General features: G+C 43.8%; 19 protein-coding genes, 1 tRNA gene, 1 other RNA gene, 1 riboswitch and 1 other annotated feature. All 21 genes read right to left on the bottom strand.

Going from position 1 to position 17,397, the window contains the following annotated elements; translation table 11 throughout:
- Positions 1-576 precede the first annotated feature (576 nt).
- Complete coding sequence (locus ACSNJE_RS00005) at positions 577-822, bottom strand: 4Fe-4S binding protein (protein ID WP_013119004.1); 246 nt, start codon at positions 820-822, stop codon at positions 577-579.
- A 12-nt stretch (positions 823-834) separates the two neighbouring features.
- Positions 835-1,401 carry a 2-oxoacid:ferredoxin oxidoreductase subunit gamma family protein gene (locus ACSNJE_RS00010; RefSeq protein ID WP_013119003.1) on the bottom strand — a complete coding sequence of 189 codons (567 nt, stop codon included), beginning with the start codon at positions 1,399-1,401 and terminating at the stop codon, positions 835-837.
- Positions 1,394-2,155 (bottom strand): thiamine pyrophosphate-dependent enzyme, encoded by a 762-nt coding sequence (locus ACSNJE_RS00015; RefSeq protein WP_052218696.1) that lies wholly within the window; start codon positions 2,153-2,155, stop codon positions 1,394-1,396. Before ACSNJE_RS00015 ends, ACSNJE_RS00010 begins: the two co-directional genes overlap by 8 nt.
- 18 nt (positions 2,156-2,173) lie before the next feature.
- A complete protein-coding gene (locus ACSNJE_RS00020; protein WP_495251676.1) occupies positions 2,174-3,259 on the bottom strand; it encodes a ferredoxin oxidoreductase in 1,086 nt (361 codons plus the stop codon).
- Between the two features lie 75 nt (positions 3,260-3,334).
- Positions 3,335-4,027: a hypothetical protein gene (locus ACSNJE_RS00025; RefSeq protein WP_083436944.1), complete on the bottom strand. Its 693-nt coding sequence runs from the start codon at positions 4,025-4,027 to the stop codon at positions 3,335-3,337.
- Positions 4,028-4,208: 181 nt separating this feature from the next.
- Complete coding sequence (locus ACSNJE_RS00030) at positions 4,209-4,469, bottom strand: pro-sigmaK processing inhibitor BofA family protein (RefSeq protein WP_013118999.1); 261 nt, start codon at positions 4,467-4,469, stop codon at positions 4,209-4,211.
- A 62-nt stretch (positions 4,470-4,531) separates the two neighbouring features.
- A complete protein-coding gene (locus tag ACSNJE_RS00035) occupies positions 4,532-4,837 on the bottom strand; it encodes a DUF2508 family protein (RefSeq protein ID WP_052218694.1) in 306 nt (101 codons plus the stop codon).
- A gap of 71 nt (positions 4,838-4,908) precedes the next feature.
- Positions 4,909-6,072, bottom strand: coding sequence for a prephenate dehydratase (gene pheA, locus ACSNJE_RS00040; protein ID WP_474774076.1), 1,164 nt, complete (start codon positions 6,070-6,072; stop codon positions 4,909-4,911).
- The gene (gene aroF / locus ACSNJE_RS00045) at positions 6,069-7,088 is read right to left on the bottom strand and encodes a 3-deoxy-7-phosphoheptulonate synthase (RefSeq protein ID WP_474774075.1); all 1,020 of its coding nucleotides are present in this window, start codon (positions 7,086-7,088) and stop codon (positions 6,069-6,071) included. The genes pheA and aroF overlap by 4 nt, the downstream gene beginning before the upstream one ends.
- A 118-nt stretch (positions 7,089-7,206) precedes the next feature.
- Positions 7,207-7,524 (bottom strand) — a binding site (T-box leader).
- 72 nt (positions 7,525-7,596) lie between these two features.
- Complete coding sequence (gene recR, locus ACSNJE_RS00050; RefSeq protein WP_013118995.1) at positions 7,597-8,193, bottom strand: recombination mediator RecR; 597 nt, start codon at positions 8,191-8,193, stop codon at positions 7,597-7,599.
- A gap of 47 nt (positions 8,194-8,240) precedes the next feature.
- A complete protein-coding gene (locus ACSNJE_RS00055) occupies positions 8,241-8,564 on the bottom strand; it encodes a YbaB/EbfC family nucleoid-associated protein (RefSeq protein WP_495251677.1) in 324 nt (107 codons plus the stop codon).
- 25 nt (positions 8,565-8,589) lie between these two features.
- Positions 8,590-10,203, bottom strand: coding sequence for a DNA polymerase III subunit gamma/tau (dnaX, locus tag ACSNJE_RS00060; RefSeq protein WP_495251678.1), 1,614 nt, complete (start codon positions 10,201-10,203; stop codon positions 8,590-8,592).
- 197 nt (positions 10,204-10,400) lie between these two features.
- Positions 10,401-10,666, bottom strand: an RNA gene (gene ffs / locus ACSNJE_RS00065) — signal recognition particle sRNA large type.
- A 191-nt stretch (positions 10,667-10,857) separates the two neighbouring features.
- Positions 10,858-10,951 (bottom strand) — tRNA-Ser (locus ACSNJE_RS00070).
- A gap of 195 nt (positions 10,952-11,146) precedes the next feature.
- Positions 11,147-11,599, bottom strand: coding sequence for a hypothetical protein (locus tag ACSNJE_RS00075; RefSeq protein WP_495251679.1), 453 nt, complete (start codon positions 11,597-11,599; stop codon positions 11,147-11,149).
- Positions 11,600-11,706: 107 nt separating this feature from the next.
- Positions 11,707-12,351, bottom strand: coding sequence for a thiamine diphosphokinase (locus tag ACSNJE_RS00080; protein ID WP_013118991.1), 645 nt, complete (start codon positions 12,349-12,351; stop codon positions 11,707-11,709).
- Complete coding sequence (locus tag ACSNJE_RS00085; protein ID WP_495251680.1) at positions 12,327-13,139, bottom strand: ABC transporter ATP-binding protein; 813 nt, start codon at positions 13,137-13,139, stop codon at positions 12,327-12,329. The genes ACSNJE_RS00080 and ACSNJE_RS00085 overlap by 25 nt, the downstream gene beginning before the upstream one ends.
- A gap of 68 nt (positions 13,140-13,207) precedes the next feature.
- The gene (locus ACSNJE_RS00090) at positions 13,208-14,230 is read right to left on the bottom strand and encodes an ABC transporter substrate-binding protein (protein WP_013118989.1); all 1,023 of its coding nucleotides are present in this window, start codon (positions 14,228-14,230) and stop codon (positions 13,208-13,210) included.
- Positions 14,231-14,260: 30 nt separating this feature from the next.
- Positions 14,261-15,070 carry an ABC transporter permease gene (locus ACSNJE_RS00095; protein ID WP_013118988.1) on the bottom strand — a complete coding sequence of 270 codons (810 nt, stop codon included), beginning with the start codon at positions 15,068-15,070 and terminating at the stop codon, positions 14,261-14,263.
- Positions 15,045-15,332 (bottom strand): thiamine-binding protein, encoded by a 288-nt coding sequence (locus ACSNJE_RS00100; protein WP_013118987.1) that lies wholly within the window; start codon positions 15,330-15,332, stop codon positions 15,045-15,047. The genes ACSNJE_RS00095 and ACSNJE_RS00100 overlap by 26 nt, the downstream gene beginning before the upstream one ends.
- A gap of 184 nt (positions 15,333-15,516) precedes the next feature.
- A riboswitch (TPP riboswitch) is annotated at positions 15,517-15,626 on the bottom strand.
- A gap of 106 nt (positions 15,627-15,732) precedes the next feature.
- Positions 15,733-17,358 (bottom strand): ASKHA domain-containing protein, encoded by a 1,626-nt coding sequence (locus ACSNJE_RS00105; protein WP_495251681.1) that lies wholly within the window; start codon positions 17,356-17,358, stop codon positions 15,733-15,735.
- Between the last annotated feature and the right edge of the window lie 39 nt (positions 17,359-17,397).

Raw genomic sequence — 17,397 nt, forward strand, 5'->3', positions numbered from 1 at the left:
TAATTACTTGTGTGATGGTTTTGCAGTTCCCGCTAACCTTCAACCGTTAACTTCTGTTAACTGTCTACTGTTAACTGGTAACCGCTCTGCAACCATCTCTCCTTCTACACTGTTCAGTTCTCAAGGACCATCCGGCCGCTTAGCACCTTCGCCTGACTGCGTCATCTTCGCCGTCCGCATCCTCACCGTACATCAGTACGCCTCCGGTGCGGCCAGCTCAGCTTCCTTGTCATGCTCGTTTCTAAGCGCCCTCTCTTTTGTTTCCCGGCCGGTCTCCCAACCGCGGAACTTTATCTTACCACATCAACCTTCTTCAGGTCAACCGGTAATTTCTTACTTCTTCTCCCGCACCGGCTCTCAACCAGCCGCGGAATTCCATACTACCATAACTGGCTGCTTTTCGTCAACCGGTAGTTTTTGCATCAACAGCAACCTTTGTATTTGCTGTGATTTCTGATTTGTTGGCCGCGGCTATTGCCGCGACCGACATTGTCTAATATAGCATACGGATTATCCTTTGTCAACGCTTCTTTAACAACTTTTTATTTTTTATTATATTATTTTTTTCCTGCAATTTTATTTATTCCTTTGGACAGAAATTGCACAATCAGGGCATACATTTTGACAGGTACCGCAAGCTATGCATATTTCCATATCAGGTTCAACGGAAGGAGTTCCATAAATACCTAAGTGATTAGACCATTTAAGGCATTCCTTTGGGCATTTTTGAATACAAAGCCCGCATCCTTTGCATAAACTTGTATAGACAGTAACTGTACCTTTTTCTCCCTGATAAGTATTTAATTTATATGCCACACTCACCGGAGACCCTCCTTATTGGGCTTGTTCCACTAACTCCATGCCACGTTCCATTGCTTTGTAGTTTAATTCCCTGAGCTTGGGGTTCTGTTCGAACTTATAGCCAAGTTTTTGTTCTATAGCCTTTTTAGCTTCTTCCAGGCTTACCACCCCGGTAGCCTTAATAACCGCACCCATGATAATAATGTTGAATACCCTTGGGTGCAATTCATTTTTGGAAATCTCAATTGCCGGGATAGCAAGAATTCGGCCGGCATTTTTCGGCAAATGTTCTTCCACTCCCTCAATGGAACTATCATATACAAAAATAGTATTAGGCCCGACATATCTCTGCGTTCTTAAAACAGCGCGGTCACTGAGAGCCACTACTATGTCTGCAATCTGAAATTTCGGTGAACCAATTGGCTCGGTCCCAATTTGTAAATAGGCAACAGAAACGCCCCCTCTTTGCTCAACCCCAAAATTGGGTATATATAACGCTTCTTTGCCTTCTTCGTTTGCAGCTTCGGCGATAATTTCCGCTACTGACTGGACGCCCTGGCCCCCTTCACCGGCAAGAGCTATTTTAACCGTTTTAGCCATCTTGACCTGCCTCCTTCTGACCGGGCACTTTTATTTCCCCCACCTTAAAGTATTTGGGCATTTCGTTTTCGAGAAAAGCCCATGTTTCCTTAGCATTAGTGCGCCAATTGGTTGGGCAGGTGGACAAAGCTTCCACAAAAGAAAAACCGTTTCCGGCCATCTGGTTTTCCAGAGCCTTTTTCAGGTATTTTTTAAGTTGCCTCAAATTTGCCACAGTTCCTCTTGCCACATAAGCTCCTTCTCTGGTGATAGCGGCGACCATTTCCGGTCCCTGAGTCGGATAACCCATTAACTGGACATCCCGACCATAAGGAGACGTTTCCGTCTTCTGTCCGGGAAGGGTCGTAGGAGCCATCTGACCGCCGGTCATAGCATAATTTGTATTGTTTACAAGAATTGCAGTGATACGTTCGTTTCTCGCGGCAGCATTGACTAAATGCTGAGAGCCGATAGCATATCCACCGCCGTCACCCATATATGCTATACAAATAACATCAGGGTTCGCTCTCTTAATCCCTGTAACAACGGGCGTAGTCCTTCCGTGGTGAGTCTGTACAGTGTCTACATTGAAAAAGTCCCATGCCAACAATGAGCAACCTATATCACAACCAAAAACCACTTTATCCTGAATGCCAAGTTCATCTATTGCTTCGCCAAGCGCTTTTAAAACCAATCCATGCCCGCAACCTGGGCAAAATTTATGCGGTTTGGTCTCTCTGTTCCAGGATTTTGGCATTTGCGGTTCAACTGACATCTACATGTACCCCCTTCCCTATTTCAACAGTTCTTTACATTTGGCCACTATTTCTTCTGCCGTTATCCCAACGCCCGGTTTAAATAAATACTCCAGATTAATAGTAGTTCCGTAAATAGCATCCTTCACTAACTTCGCCAATTGCCCATATGCAGATTCAACAATCAACATAGTTTTGGCATTAGCCACAGCTTTCTTTAACTGCTCTCCGGGGAACGGACGTAAAGTAATTGGCCTAAAATAACCGACTTTCAAGCCCGCGTTTCTTAATTCCTGTACCGCCCCTCTCGCTGCCCTGGTAACTACCCCATGGCTGACAACTATAATGTCGGCATCATCTACGTTACCTTCTTCATACTCCATAATTTCAGGGGCGACTTTTAAATACTCATCCATGTATTTGGTTATAACTTCATACAATTCTTCTTCCGTATTGTATGTATTTCTTAAATGAGTAGGCTTCTTTTCTCCATTGACAGGCTCCTTGCCCAGCAGAGGTTCGGAATCAATCAATTTAATGCCTCTGTCTTCAGGATTGTATAGGGTCAGTGACTCACGCATCTTAGCCTGATAACCATCGGCTAGTATAAATGTTGGAAACCTGTACTTCCAGGCGGTATTGAAAGCTTTAATAGTATAATCAAAAAGTTCCTGATGAGTAGAAGTTGAATATACTATCCTTAACCCTTCACCATTTCCGCCATAGGTGGTCATTGTTACTTCCTGCTGGGAATAGATTACCGTAGCAGTAGAAGGCCCTCCCCGTTGCTGAACAACAAGAACAGTGGGGATGCGCATCATTTCAGCCATTGACATTGGTTCCTGCATCAAGGTATTTCCCGGACCGGCAGTAGCAGTAAATGCTTTTCTCCCGGCTAAAACGCCTCCAACAGTCGTAAAGCCTGCGGAGAGTTCATCCTCAGTTTGCAGAAATCTTTTCCCATACTTGGGCGCCATGCGAGTCCAATAATGCATAATTTCATTCTGCGGTGTAATCGGGTATCCATACATTATGTCAGCCTTTGCGGCCAATGCTGCCCAGGCAACCACTTCATTCCCGGTCATAAATACCCTTTTTTCTCCCTGAATAGGAGTATCACCCATCGTATCAAGACACCTCCTGTAAATTACAGATGAAATTTTATAATATTAAAAAGGGTGTTTTTTGAACACCTCTTGTTACCAAAAAGAAGTCTTCATATGCCTTTTTATCCCCTTTACCGGCGTCCCGGTAATATCTTTTGTCCCCAGAGCATCCAGAATCCTCTCTTCGGCATAAGTGGCAACCAGGGGAATGTTCAGGATATCTGCTGCATTTTTAACAACGACCGCACCATTTTGTACAAAATCTGCTGTAGTTTCGTCTCCCAGGTGAGAATTATTAATCAAACCATCAACTTTCCCCATATCACTTACATATGCAACAATATCTTCAACGGAAGATGTCATAGGCCTTCCGACATTAACCACAACATAAACCTTCAAATCCTTACGGTTTTGTGTTTCCTCTAATAAATTAAGGGTGCGTAATCCATCAACCCCATAGCCCACATCCAGTATCACATCTCCGTTTCTTCTGAGAACCCACCGCATTTCCGGTTTTATTACGTTACCGGCTTCCCCAAGACCTATGGTTTGAGAAGTTTCCCATGCCACTACACGGAGACCTTTTTCTTCCAGGGCCCTTTTTAATGGTCTTAATGTGTAAAATGGTTCTACCAAATCCAGGTCTACTAAGGTAACTTCTCTGTCCAGGGCTAAGAGTTCCAAAGCCCTGTTAATGGCTACTTCACTTTTTCCGCTGGCATATTCCCCAACATAAGCTTCGGCTAAACCTTTGATAGAAATTTCACCCCCCGAACAGAGTCTCACCCAAAGTATGTCGAATACACAGCTATATTATTTGTAAAAAACAGTTAATTATTTACTGGGTTAAAAAAATAGCCGACAAAACATTCCTAAAAAATAGGGTGTCTTGTCGAAAGCTTTTATACCTAGTATACTAAAACGATTTTTGCTAGTCAAGGAAAAATCCAGTTAATTTTCTGACTATTTAGGCTAAAATTAATCTTAAACCTATAAGCATTATTACCCCGGGAATACCCAGAAACCCCGCTATCAGAGCCGTAACAATGTTTATCGGAACGTGCAGAGAAAATCCTGCTCCCACTAAATTAACTAACCACAAAAGTATGCCGCCCAAAACACCGTTAGCAACAAACTTTACTACATATTTCAGCGGCACCACCAAAACATTACCGACCACAATCAGTATAAGCAGGCCAATGGTAAATGCTAAAACAGCGCCATCCATTCCGACCCCTCCTAAAAAGTAAAAAATGTTAAAGTATGTGAGAAGTAAATCTGACGACACATTCATTCAATTAAATCTTTTAGGGAGGAAACGCATATGTTTTGCTCTTTGGCCTGCTTCAAAAGAAACATGTATTTCTTCACAGAAGTTTCTATATTATATACAAAATAATCAATAAGATCAGGTTCACTTATAAAATTAAAATTGTTCAGAGCGTTCTGCCATTCTTGATGAGCTTGCCAAACCTCTTGAAAGGTTTTATCTTCCGGTGACAATTCGGTTTCTTGTTTGGGAATGATCCCTATTTTAGCAAGCAAAGTTGAACAAAAATGAATAACTGCTTCTTTCTTTATTTGCCTGTTTCCCATTTGTACCCCTCCTTTTTTGTTTGTAAATTATATTTAGGAGGTGTACAAGGTATTACCAATTTAAAGTAATTTTATGGTAATTGTTTTGTAGAAACCTGGCGATAGGCCTTTCCTCTTTGTCGCCGGATTTTTTGCAGCCCGACAAAATGGGTAAACAACAAATTATAAAGTTCTTTTATTAATTTAGGGCTAACACCTTTTTTCCTCGCTTCAGCAGTCAAACGCTCCAGTATTTGTTCCTCCCGTTTCCTGTCGCGTATTTTTTGATGCGCGCCCTTAAGATCAGCGATAATCTTCACCAATTGCGTTCTCATAGCAAGCAGCTCAACAATCTGCCTGTCTATTATATCAATGTCTTCCCTGACCTGCTCCAAATTTAAAACGGACTTTTCCACGCTATAAGAGTAGGTTGTTTCAGCCCCTTTATAAATACCAAGTATACGAAATTCGGCGGTCATTTCTCTTACCCGGTTTAAACATTTTTCTACTAAACCGTCTGCCGGATTGCCCATAAAATCAATAAAAAAAATGTAATTTCCCAGTTTGTTTTTGGCCGGTCTCGATTCAATTTTTGTTAAATTAATATTGACTAAGGCAAACTCTTTCAAAACCTGGTATAGCCCGCCAGGTCTATCGGTAATTGAAATCAAAATAGAAGTTTTATTAGCATTGGTAATGGGTTGGCCAGACTGTCCCAAAATAACGAAACGGGTCCTGTTGGCGGTGCAGTTTTGAATGTCGTATTCTAAAATGTTTAGGCTATATATTTCTCCAATATCGGGATTTCCAATAACCGCCCAGGGTTGGTCTGAATTGACAATTTGTACTGCAGCTTCCGCAGTGCTTACCGCTTCAACCAGGGCAGCATCAGGCAGGAATGTTTCCAAAAACCGGCTGCACTGGGCCAGTGCCTGGCCATGGCTGATTACCTTTGTAATTTCATTCACCTTAACCCCCGGCTTGGCCATCAATGCGTGTTTAATTGTAAGAATTATTTCCCCTTGTATGGCGACTCCCTTTTCCTGGGCCAGTAAATCCAGAGTCTGATTTACAGAGCCCTCAACAGAATTTTCAATGGGTGCTACTGCTTTATCAATTTCTCCGCTTTTCACGGCGCTAAACAACTCCGGCAGCGTCCTATAAGCCCTCATTTCTTTATCGATACCGGTAAAATACTTTTCGGCAGCCTTTTCAGTATATGTTCCCTTGGGACCTAAATACCCTATTTTTATCATACAGCTAAAGACCTCCCCGTAGCTTTTGCTATAGGCTCTAACTCCAGGACCAGGTTTTTAAAATTCTCCGGTGTCAGGGATTGTGGTCCATCACATAACGCTTTACTCGGATCCGGATGCACTTCAATCAATAATCCGTCTGCACCGACTGCCACAGCCCCTTTCGCCATAGGCGCCACCAATTTCCAGTCCCCTGTGGCGTGGCTGGGGTCAACAACTACCGGTAAATGGCTAAGCCGTTTTATAACAGGTACGGCTGTTAAATCAAGAGTGTTCCTAGTATAAGTTTCAAAAGTGCGGATACCTCTTTCACATAATATTACTTCGTAATTCCCTTCGGCCATGATATACTCTGCCGCCATCAGCCACTCTTCAATAGTTGCCGAAAGCCCCCTTTTTAATAAAACAGGTTTTTTGAGCTGCCCCACTTTTTTCAACAGCTGAAAATTTTGCATGTTCCGGGTGCCTATCTGCAGAATGTCAATATATTGGGCTGCCAATTCGGCGCTTTGCTGATCGATTACCTCTGTAATCGTAATCAAATTTTCCTGCTGGGCCGCTTCCGCCATTAGTTCCAGTCCTTTTTCCTCGAACCCCTGGAAAGAATAAGGGGATGTGCGGGGTTTATAGGCGCCGCCCCGAAAAATCCGGGCCCCTGCCTCTTTAACGGCCCTGGCAGCAGCCATCATTTGTTCCCTGCTCTCTACAGCGCACGGCCCGGCCATTATTACCACCTGGTTGCCACCTATTTCCACATTTTTAATTTTTATAATAGTATCGTCGCTTTTGGCTTCGCGGCTGACCAGCTTAAAGGGCTGCATTATATGGACAACCTTTTCTACCCCCGGCATCATTTCGAGAGTAGAAGTATCGATATTTTTTTTGTCACCGATGGCTCCGATAACTATACGCTCAACCCCCCTGATCAAATGAGTTTTAAACCCTAATTGGGTCAGCCTGTTTTTCACGTCCTGAATTTGTTTTTCTGATACGTTTAAATTCATTACAACTACCATTTTAATCTCCCCCTTTTATAATAAAAAATAAAGCCTACGACATCATCCCAATGGGACGAAAGTCGTAGACTTCCGCGGTACCACCCAAATTGGTTGCCAAATAAAAAAACTTTCGCCCTCCAGGGACGAAAGTTTTACTTCCGCGTTACCACCCTAAGTTGGTTGAAAAAAGCAACCCTCTCATTTCAAAGTACGGGTCAATTTAGCGTTCAGTTGATGCTGCTTACCGGTTACCGGTAACTGACCACTAAAAAAACCGATACTCGCTTTCTTTTAACGGGAAAGACCCGGCTCAGTCTACAAAAGCTGACGCTTCTTCAACCTGCAGCTCAAAAGGGAATTTCAGCCGAACTTTTGTTAAAGGGCTCTCAGTCGCCGACCCTTTTTCCCTGGAAACAAAATGATTCAGCTTACTTATCTTTGTCATCGCTTTTGCTACTATTAATTTTGTGAAATATTTTACCACACCAAATCAATAATGTAAATAATTTTTTCCTAATACCAAAATTTACATTTCCCGGCGCCCCTCAAAAGCCTTTGACAGGGTAACTTCATCGGCATATTCCAAATCACCGCCAACGGGTAAGCCGTGGGCTATGCGGGTAACCCTGACACCCATAGGCTTTAAGAGTCTGGCCAGGTACATAGCTGTGGCTTCACCTTCAATATTTGGGTTCGTGGCTAAGATAATTTCCTGTACAGAATTTTTTTGGAGCCGCTCCAACAGCTCTTTTATTTTAAGCTGTTCCGGACCAATACCGTCCATAGGAGAAATCGCCCCATGCAGGACGTGGTATAAGCCTTTATACTCCCTTGTCCGTTCTATCGCCACCACATCTCTGGCTTGTTCAACAACACAAATGGTATTTCTGTCCCTTGTGCTATCCTGACACAACTTACAAGGATCAGTATCGGTAAGGTTGGAACAAATGGAACAATACCTGATTTTTTGCTTTGCGTTTATCAAAGCTTTTGCCAAACCATGCGCACTTTCCGCATCACTGTTTAGTATATGGAAAGCCAGCCGTTGAGCCGTCTTGGGGCCAATGCCCGGCAATTTCGCAAATTCTTCAATTAAACGAGCCACCGGTTCGGCATAGTACAAGTTAAGTCACCACCTTAAAGGCGTCTGCTAAATTAAGAACACTTATTCTAAAATAACCCCGGTATTTTTATGCCGCCTGTTAATTTACCCATTTCGTTGGCTACCATCTCCTGGGACTGGCGTAAAGCCTCGTTAACAGCAGCTAATATCAAATCCTGCAACATTTCCACGTCTTCAGGGTCAACAGCTTCCGGTTTAATCTCTATAGATTTTATTTCTTGTTTTCCGTTAGCCACTACTTTAACAACCCCGCCGCCGGCAGTAGCTTCTACTGTTTTATTGGCCAGTTCCTCCTGCATCTTGGTCATATCCTGTTGCATTTTCTGTACCTGTTTTATCATCTTGTTCATATTCCCCATATTGCCAAACATTTTATTTCCCCCTTTTTATTAATCACTAGTCACTGAATTCAATGACGTTTTCGCCAAATAATTGAATAGCTGTTTCAACCAAAGAGTTTTCTTCCTCCTCATTTTCCTCACTCATTGTTTCGGATAAAAACTTACATTTTACTCTGATTTCCTCGCCTGTAATATCTTTAATAACCTTCTCTATAATTTCCCTGTTTTCCGGCTTTTCTATATTTTCTTTATGAAAAGCATAGTCTTCCGGAAAAGCGATAATTAGCCGCCGCCCTGATAGCCCTACTGGGTTGCCTTCAATCAAAAAGGCATGAGCCGTGCGTTTGGCTTTTTTTAATTTTTCCATAATTTCCGGCCAGCTATTCTTTAGAGCCTCCAGAGTTAAACTATTGCCAGGCACATTATTCTTTGGTGCAAGCTTAACGGAATTTTTTTGGTCAACCGGTTGTTTTTCCGGTTGTTTTTTGGGATTAACCGCAATGGCCGGTGTAACATATCCCTGCCTGATTATAGCCTCCAGTTCTTCAACTTTGGCCGCCAGGTCTTCAAAACTATATTTAGGTTCTGCCTTACAGGCCTCGATCACTGCCAGTTCCAGGTTTAACCTCGGTTGATTGCTCCACCTGATCTCCCGTTCGGTAAGAGAAAAAATATCGATTAACCTCAAAATCATATTGCGGGATACCTTTTGGGCCTGTTCTTCTAACATTTGCAAGGTGCTTTCCGTAACTGCAATCAATTCTCCGGCGTTGTCCGATACCTGAATTAATAACAGGTTTCTTAAATGCTCTGTCATATCTTTGCTGAACTGCCGAAGGTCTTTTCCCTGGTTGACAATATCGTCGATCAGGAACAAAGCCGATGTAGAATCCTTGTTAATAAAATAGTCTACCATTTTAAAAAGAAGTTCCTGGTTTACGGTTCCCAAAACTGTATTTACTTCCTCAACAGTAACTCGCTGACCCCCGAATGCTATACACTGGTCCAAAACACTCAATGCGTCCCTCAGGCCGCCCTCTGCTGTTTTCGCCAAAAGAGTAAGTGTTTCTTCATCGGTTTGCACCTGCAAACTCTCGCAGACATCACGTAATCTGTCCACTATCTCCCCGGTACCGATTCTCCTGAAATCAAACCGCTGGCACCGTGACAATATGGTAGTTGGGATTTTATGCGGTTCTGTAGTAGCTAATATAAAAATCACATGATGCGGCGGTTCTTCCAGGGTTTTCAACAGGGCGTTAAACGCTTCAGTAGTAAGCATGTGAACTTCATCTATTATATATATTCTATAGCGGCCCTCTGTGGGGGAAAACTTGACCTTTTCACGTAAATCCCTGATCTCATCGATCCCCCTGTTAGAAGCAGCATCTATTTCCAAGACGTCCATAGAAACTCCGTCTGTAATTCGGATACAATTGTTGCATTGGTTGCAGGGTTCGGCATTCGGCCCTTCCTTACAATTGAGCGCCTTTGCAAAAACTTTAGCCGTAGTAGTTTTACCCGTACCCCGGGGTCCGCAAAAAAGGTAAGCATGGGCAATTCTATTGGCCTTAATAGCATTTTGCAGGGTTCTGGTGATATGTTGTTGCCCAACTATATCTTGAAAAATCTGGGGCCGCCATTCCCGGTACAAGGCCATGTAAGACATACAAGTTACTCCCTCTCTAATACGGGTTATGATAATTAAACGAAACTGACATGTTAATATTATACCTTAATGTCAATCTAATTTCTATGTCGGACAACAATTCTCCTTCTGTTAATTCTATTGACAGATATAGATTTAACTTACTAAAAAAAGAGAGCCTCCAATATAATTTGTAGCTCTCTTTTTATAAAAATTTGCCGTGCACCCGCCTTTGACTCTTTTCTCCCAAGCGTTACCAACGTAGTTAACTCGGAACAGGCTCCCCTGCGGCACACGAAAGGGCTTGCTTACCGCTGCTTCCTCCCGGACCTGACGGGGTTCACAAGTTTCCGTTGCGCAGGACCCGCTCTTCAACGCCACTTGCGCCGGTCAGACCTTATGAAAAAAGGCCGCAGGCAGGACTTCAACCCCGCTATAGCGGATTGCGGGTTACAGGGCACCGCTACCTCCCCGTCTAGCACGGCTAAACTTTATTAGCTTTTCTGAAGGTCAGTAACTGTGGCCGGTAGTCATAACCGGTGGCCGATAGACCTTGACCAGTAACCAATGGCTGATAGCCGGAAAAATTCTAATGAATATTATTAAAGGCCAGAGACTAACCGCTCTGCCCAATTCCAGCCGCTAGCCGCTAGTCACTGACCATTGTATACATTATGGCGGAGAGAGAGGGATTCGAACCCTCGAGCCAGGTTTTCCCCGACTACACGATTTCCAGTCGTGCTCCTTCGACCAACTCGGACATCTCTCCGTGGTCTGATTAAGTTTGTTGCTTCCTCTTTGTCAGATAAAGGAGTCAACTGATTTCGCTTAATCATTATACAATTTATTTGTTTATGATGCAAGTACTTTTAATTGTTTTCCAACGTTTTAAGGGACAAAATAATTGGTATGGATGCCACTAAAAGGTCTCCGACCCAAATCATCATCGGGTAAATTTATCCTTCTAAACTTTCGCTTTGGCATCCAGTTTATCGAATATATATCCCAATGCCAATCCCCATAGAGAAGCTCCTATAAAATTGGCAAAAGTAGTCGGTAGATTAAAAACGGACAACTCAGGCACCTTAAAAAGGATAACCATGGCATACACCGCAAACCATACAATTACACCGTAGAACCAGCCTTTAAATAAATAATTTTTGCTTGTTATTCCCAAAATCAGATAAGCGAATATAGCACCCAGCAAAGCCATGAACATATACATTCCAAGCCAGGCAAACAGATCTTCCAAAGCACTTGTTGGTTTCCTGCCATAAATCATCACGCCGGCAAAATCCAGGTAACGCAGTTTGGCATAACCAACGTAGTAGGCTGTTAAATTAAAAACACTTGATACCAGGCCGGCCAGTATACCTGCTATACAACCTCGCGTAAACCTGTCGGTTATCGCTTTCATTGCACCCCATCCTTTTTCCGGTTTTTTGAAATGGTTTCTAAGGTTAGATTTTCATTTTCGGGAAATATTTATTGCCGGAAAATAATGGGGATAACAATATGGAATATTTAATCCATGCTCCTGATAACCAATAATTGCCCGGAATCAATATTAATAGTAGCCCTGTCTTCTATTAATTCATTGCTTATTCCTATTGAAGTCCCCCTAGTTAGACTGGCCTTATGCAATGGATATTTGAAACCTTCAAGTGTAACCCCTTTTACCTCATAACTAAAAGGCAAAATGGAAATGTACCTGAAACGGTTTCCGCTTATTTCTATAAAAGAATCTATGAGGGTTATCTCGTTTTTTTCATCTATTAATCTCACCGGTACTTTTTCTTTTAACCCTTTGCTTAGCAGATGAATATTAGCAATATTATGGTCAAAGCGCGTCCCCGTTACCCCCAGCAAAAGGATCTCTTTCGGTCTTTTGGCCAATGCCCAGTTAAAAGCCATTTCTGTATCGGTATAGTCCTTGTAAACAGGGTTACAGGAAAACAGGTTCTTACATTTATCCTTAATTTCTGCAAATTCTTTATCTGTAACGGAATCAAAATCACCTAAAGCATAGTCAGGCTGAATACCATGCTGCAGTAAAAATAATGCTCCCCTGTCCGCTCCGACAAGAAAATCACCCTGTTCAATCTCGTCTACCGCCCAATTGCCCAGATTGCCTCCGGAAAAGATCAAGATACGCTTATCACTAAACATTTTTTATTGCTCACCTCACCAAAACTGCCTTCTTCAAAGGCTTTTAAAAGTCTAGCCTTGATCTCCGTGAATTCCTGGCTTAAGGCCATTTGGGCATGTCTGGGCCTCGGCAACGGAACCTCTACCTCGGCAATTACCCGGCCCGGCCTGGCCGATAGGACATAAATCCGATCAGATAACATAATAGCTTCGTCAACATCGTGGGTAACCAGTAAAACAGCGTGTTGAAAATTCTGCCATATATCTAAAAGCCATTGCTGCATCTGTCTTCTGGTTAGGGCATCAAGTTTTCCGAAGGGTTCGTCCAGAAGCAGGATTTCTCTACCACATAAATAAGTTCTCAAAAAAGCGGCTCTCTGCCGCATGCCGCCTGATAAGGCGGGAGGATACTTGTCAGAAAAATCCCCCAGCCCAAAAACCGGCAAAAGTGAAAGGGCTTTTTCCCTGGCTTCTTTCCGGTTAATTCCTTGTACTTCGAGGGGGACAATCACATTATCGAGCACAGTTCGCCAGGGAAAAAGCACATCCTTTTGGGGCATATAGCTTACTTTCCCTTTTAGCCCCACAATGGAAGCACCATCTAATAATACATCCCCTTCATCAGGCCGGGTTAACCCGGCCACTATATCGAGCAACGTGCTTTTCCCGCAGCCGCTCGGGCCAATCAGACTGACAAATTCCCCTTCCCGCACAAAAAGCGAAACCTCCTGCAAGGCTACAATCGATAATTTTCCATGACCATCAAATGTTTTACTCAGCCCCTTAACTTCCAGCTTGTACCCTGGCACTTTTAGCCTCACCTACCGTAAAAATTTGCTTCTTTATCTCCCTGAAAAACTGTTACCTCCTTAAAACTTTAAGGGAGGAATTCATTCGTAAAGGCTTTTTGGGGTTCAATCATCCTGGGAATAAGTTGGCGGTCATACATCCAACGGGCATACCTGTTCCATACTTCTTCTTTTTGGATACCCCATTTTTCGGCGTCATCCTGATATTTCTTACTTAACCACTCCTGGCTGGCCTTAACCAATTCAGGGTTTAATTCCGGCGCGTTTTTCAAAAGTATTTTTGCAGCTTCTGCAGGGTTCATAATAGCAAATTCATACCCTTGGGCAGTAGCCTTCACAAATTTTTGCACCAGTTCTTTCTGTTCCGCAATATGTTTTTCGTTGGTAACTATAACCGGTGTGTAATAATCCAGCGCCGGGTCAAGGTCCTTAACCATAAGGAGGTTTAGCTCTATGCCGCGGCGTTTGGCCTCAATCCCGTCCCATCCATAGTAAATCCACTCGATATCCGCGTCTTTTCCAATAGAAGTAAAAAAGTCAGTTGCTCCGAGAGTTATATTTTTCAATTTAGCATAGTCTGCCCCCGCCTTTGTCATTATGGCTTTAAGCACTGCCTCTTCTACCGGCGAACCCCATCCGCCATAGCGTTTCCCCTCAAAATCTTTTACCGATGTAATATTATCTTTTTTTAGGGAGGCAAAAGCAGAAGTATTATGCTGAATAACTGCTGCAATGGAAACTAAAGGAATACCGGTGGCTCTGGCCTGGGTTACACTCTCCTGGTAACTGATGCCGAAATCTGCTTTGCCTGCAGCCACCAATTGGTCGGCGGTTGTTCCCTCCCCTGGTTGTATAATTTCTACATCCAGGCCCTGCGCTTTATAAAAGCCCTTATCTTTGGCCACATAAAGGCCCGTATGATTTGTATTTGGCATCCAATCCAGCATTATGGTAACTTTTTTGAGGGCTGCTTTTTTGTCTTTTCCGGCCTTTTCGGACAGGTTGCTTTTTGTGCAGCCGGTAACCACCAGGGCCGGTAAAAGAGATATTATGAGAAACCTTTTCATTACATGGTAAATGCTTTTTGCCATTTCCTTATCTCCTCCTGTAGCTCTACATTTTTACTCTCCCCGCCTGTAATACCACGGCATAACCACCCGGGCCAAACCTTCAATCAGCGCTATAACCAACAGGCTGAGTAGAGAAATAACCATGATAGTAGCAAATACCCGGTCCGTTAAAAACGACTGGGAAGAACGGGTCATCAGTATCCCTAGGCCCTTGCTTGCTCCAAGCCATTCCCCAATTACCGCTCCCATTACACTGTATGTCCCTGCGATGCGCAAACCCGAGAAAAAAAAGGGCATGGCAGCAGGTATTTTCACTATGCGAAAAACCTGGCTTCTGGTTGCCCCCCAAGCCGCCATAAGCCGCAGCATCTCGGGGTCAACCTGGCGGTAACCGTCTGCCAGGTTGACGGTTATCGGGAAGAAGCAGACCAGGGCAACCACAACAACTTTGGGGAGTAACCCGTAACCAAACCAGATAATAAAAAGAGGGGCAACGGCAATAATGGGTATGGTCTGCGAAATTACCAGCAACGGATAGACGGCTTTTCGTAAAAGGGTGGATAAATCAATGAGAGTAGCTGCAGTGATGCCGGCTGCTACAGCAACTATAAAACCCAACGCTGTTTCTGCAAGGGTTTGCAGGCTGTGCTGCAAAATTAGTTCTTTTGACTGCCAAAGGGATTGGACGATTTGTAAGGGGCTTGGCAATAGCCATTTTTCTATTGCCGCCTGCCGGACAAAGATTTCCCAAAACACAAGAAGCAAAAAGAGGGTCAGGCCCGGAAGCAAAACGGACAGCCATTGTTCTTTCCATCCTGCCCAAAAGCTAAATCTCCTATCTGTATTTGGCAAGTTTTTCATCCATGGAAACCCCTTCCGGACGATAATGAATTTTTATGTAGGTCATAACTTCGGAAGCCCCAGCTTCAACGCAGACCTCCTGGGCCTTTTTGACTATCTCAATCAAATGGTCCAGCTCCCCTTCCATAACTGTTTCCATAGCCCCGACTTCGTATTTGACGCCAGACTTTTGGACCACTTCGATAGCCTTATCAACGACAGCATAAACTTTATCATCTGCCACTTTAGGAAGCACCTGAAACCCTACATTGACCACTGGCATTACTTTCCCCCCTTTCAGGTATGATACAAGCCTCTCTTTCCATCGAAAAAATCTGTTTATATTAAATAAAAGTAAAAGCGCACTGCTGGGTTTATGCGTGCGCTTGAAATATAAACGCCGGTTTAATTTCAAGGCCAAAAAGGCTGCCGTAAGGCAGCCTTTTTATACTTAAAAAAACAAGCGTTGACCATGCAAAGCTATTCCCTACGCTGGCATTACCCAGATCAGGTTCAAGGGTCGGTACATTTTGGGTACCCTCTCAGCCGGGCTCTCCCGGCTCCCCTAATACAATATTATGTTTTGGATAAATAATTATTGAATTTATTATATCACCGGGAAAAACTTTTGTAAATTCTGCATCACATAGATATTAGATAAATTTTTGCCCGGCGTATTCTGGTTAATCGGGAAAATTCATCTGTTGCACATAATTATCCATAAATTCAGGCGCGTAAGAAAGCTCTACCGCATTTATTTTCTTCTGTACAGCCACTATTTCCTCCAAGGCCAGCTTGCTTGTCAGGCAAAGACGCGCCCCCTCTTTGGCCGTGTTCCCCACAAATGCAATGTGGCCCCCCAGGCCTGCCGGCAACAAGCCCAAAGTTTTCAATGACGCAGGTTTTAAATGATAACCAAAGGCGCCGGCAATATAAATCTTTTCCACTTCTCTAATATCGAATTCCAAGCGTTGAAAGAGGATTTCTATGGCCGCTGCGATGGCCGCTTTAGCCAGTTGAACCTGGCGGATATCTTTTTGTGTTAAAATTATTCCCGCTTCCGGGTCGACCAAAAATGCTTTCTGCCCCTGAAATTCGATTACCCGTTCCCCAAGAACCGGCGGTAAATCTGCTGTCCCGGCAAAACTTCCGCTGGATAAGATAACTTTCGACTTAACCAACTCAGCCACCAAATCCACCAGCCCGCTCCCACAAATGCCTTTTCTTGGCGCAGTACCGATTGACTTAACGATTACTTCTCCTTTTTCGTTAATCTTTACTTCAGATATGGCTCCATCCTCAGCCCTACAGCCGTGATGAATATTCATACCCTCCAAAGCCGGGCCGGCTGCCGAGGAAGTTGCTGCAAGTTTGCCTTTTACGTTCGCTACTATTTCACCGTTGGTACCGATATCGACAAACAACGAAGGGGCCGTTTCTTTATGGTAATCAATGGCTATCATGCCTGCCAAAATATCAGCGCCTACAAATGCTGACAAGGAAGGCAGCAGGCTGACTACCGCATCGGACGCTATTTTGATGCCGAGTTCGGCAGCTTTGTATTCCCTGTAGTCTATGAATACGGGATTATAAGGCGCCCGGGCCAAAGGTATGGGGTCAATGCCCACCAGTAAATGCAGCATAGTGGTATTTGCCGCTACAGTCATGTGTAGAATATCACTTGGATCCACCTTTGTCTTCGCAACCAGTTCCCCGATTAATCGGTTTATGCCATCAATAACGGCGCTCTGCAGCTTTTTTGTGTTTTCTTCTGACTGATGAGCAAAAGTGATACGTGTTATTACGTCTCCGCCATATTGAGTCTGCGGGTTCAGGCAGGAAGCAACACCTATTTCTTTTCCCCCGTTTTTTAGGTCGACCAGGGAAGCCACGATACTGGTTGTGCCAATATCTATGGCCACTCCATAGATAATTTCTTTATAAGCCACTCGGGATAATATCGGCGGATCAAAGGGATAATTACTTGCCTGCCCAGCATCAACGGTATGAAACGCCTGTTTTTCTTCCAGCCAGATTTCTACATCGCCCATTACCCTGGCCTGGCAGGCAAGCCGCCATCCGGCACCAACTTTTGGCCCCAGAATCCTTGTTTCCGTTTCGGTGGGTGCGGAGAGCCTTCCTTTATACCGGACCCGGCACTTTCCACAGGTACCCTTACCGTTACATGGACCCTCCAAAGGTATGTTATTTTGTAGCGCCGCTTCCAGAACAGAAATACCGGCGGGGATTTTTACTGACAATTTTAAAGGATGAAAGGTTATCTCATAAAGGTTTTTATTCACAGCCATTTCTCCTGCCCCTTCTTCCGGTTAAACCGGTTGTATTTT

The organism is Thermincola sp. GK-1 (assembly GCF_059412445.1).

Excerpts from the sequence above, each read along its gene's own strand:
- ACSNJE_RS00080 (WP_013118991.1), bottom strand. The coding sequence starts at position 12,351 with ATGTTTAGTGATAAGCGTATCTTGATCTTTTCCGGAGGCAATCTGGGC.
- ACSNJE_RS00100 (WP_013118987.1), bottom strand. The coding sequence starts at position 15,332 with ATGCCAGTGGTCAATGTAGGGTTTCAGGTGCTTCCTAAAGTGGCAGAT.
- ACSNJE_RS00090 (WP_013118989.1), bottom strand. The coding sequence starts at position 14,230 with ATGGCAAAAAGCATTTACCATGTAATGAAAAGGTTTCTCATAATATCT.
- ACSNJE_RS00015 (WP_052218696.1), bottom strand. The coding sequence starts at position 2,155 with ATGTCAGTTGAACCGCAAATGCCAAAATCCTGGAACAGAGAGACCAAA.
- ACSNJE_RS00035 (WP_052218694.1), bottom strand. The coding sequence starts at position 4,837 with ATGGGAAACAGGCAAATAAAGAAAGAAGCAGTTATTCATTTTTGTTCA.
- aroF (WP_474774075.1), bottom strand. The coding sequence starts at position 7,088 with ATGGTAGTTGTAATGAATTTAAACGTATCAGAAAAACAAATTCAGGAC.
- pheA (WP_474774076.1), bottom strand. The coding sequence starts at position 6,072 with ATGATAAAAATAGGGTATTTAGGTCCCAAGGGAACATATACTGAAAAG.
- ACSNJE_RS00055 (WP_495251677.1), bottom strand. The coding sequence starts at position 8,564 with ATGTTTGGCAATATGGGGAATATGAACAAGATGATAAAACAGGTACAG.
- dnaX (WP_495251678.1), bottom strand. The coding sequence starts at position 10,203 with ATGTCTTACATGGCCTTGTACCGGGAATGGCGGCCCCAGATTTTTCAA.
- ACSNJE_RS00105 (WP_495251681.1), bottom strand. The coding sequence starts at position 17,358 with ATGGCTGTGAATAAAAACCTTTATGAGATAACCTTTCATCCTTTAAAA.
- ACSNJE_RS00030 (WP_013118999.1), bottom strand. The coding sequence starts at position 4,469 with ATGGATGGCGCTGTTTTAGCATTTACCATTGGCCTGCTTATACTGATT.
- ACSNJE_RS00075 (WP_495251679.1), bottom strand. The coding sequence starts at position 11,599 with ATGAAAGCGATAACCGACAGGTTTACGCGAGGTTGTATAGCAGGTATA.
- ACSNJE_RS00020 (WP_495251676.1), bottom strand. The coding sequence starts at position 3,259 with ATGGGTGATACTCCTATTCAGGGAGAAAAAAGGGTATTTATGACCGGG.
- ACSNJE_RS00010 (WP_013119003.1), bottom strand. The coding sequence starts at position 1,401 with ATGGCTAAAACGGTTAAAATAGCTCTTGCCGGTGAAGGGGGCCAGGGC.
- ACSNJE_RS00095 (WP_013118988.1), bottom strand. The coding sequence starts at position 15,070 with ATGAAAAACTTGCCAAATACAGATAGGAGATTTAGCTTTTGGGCAGGA.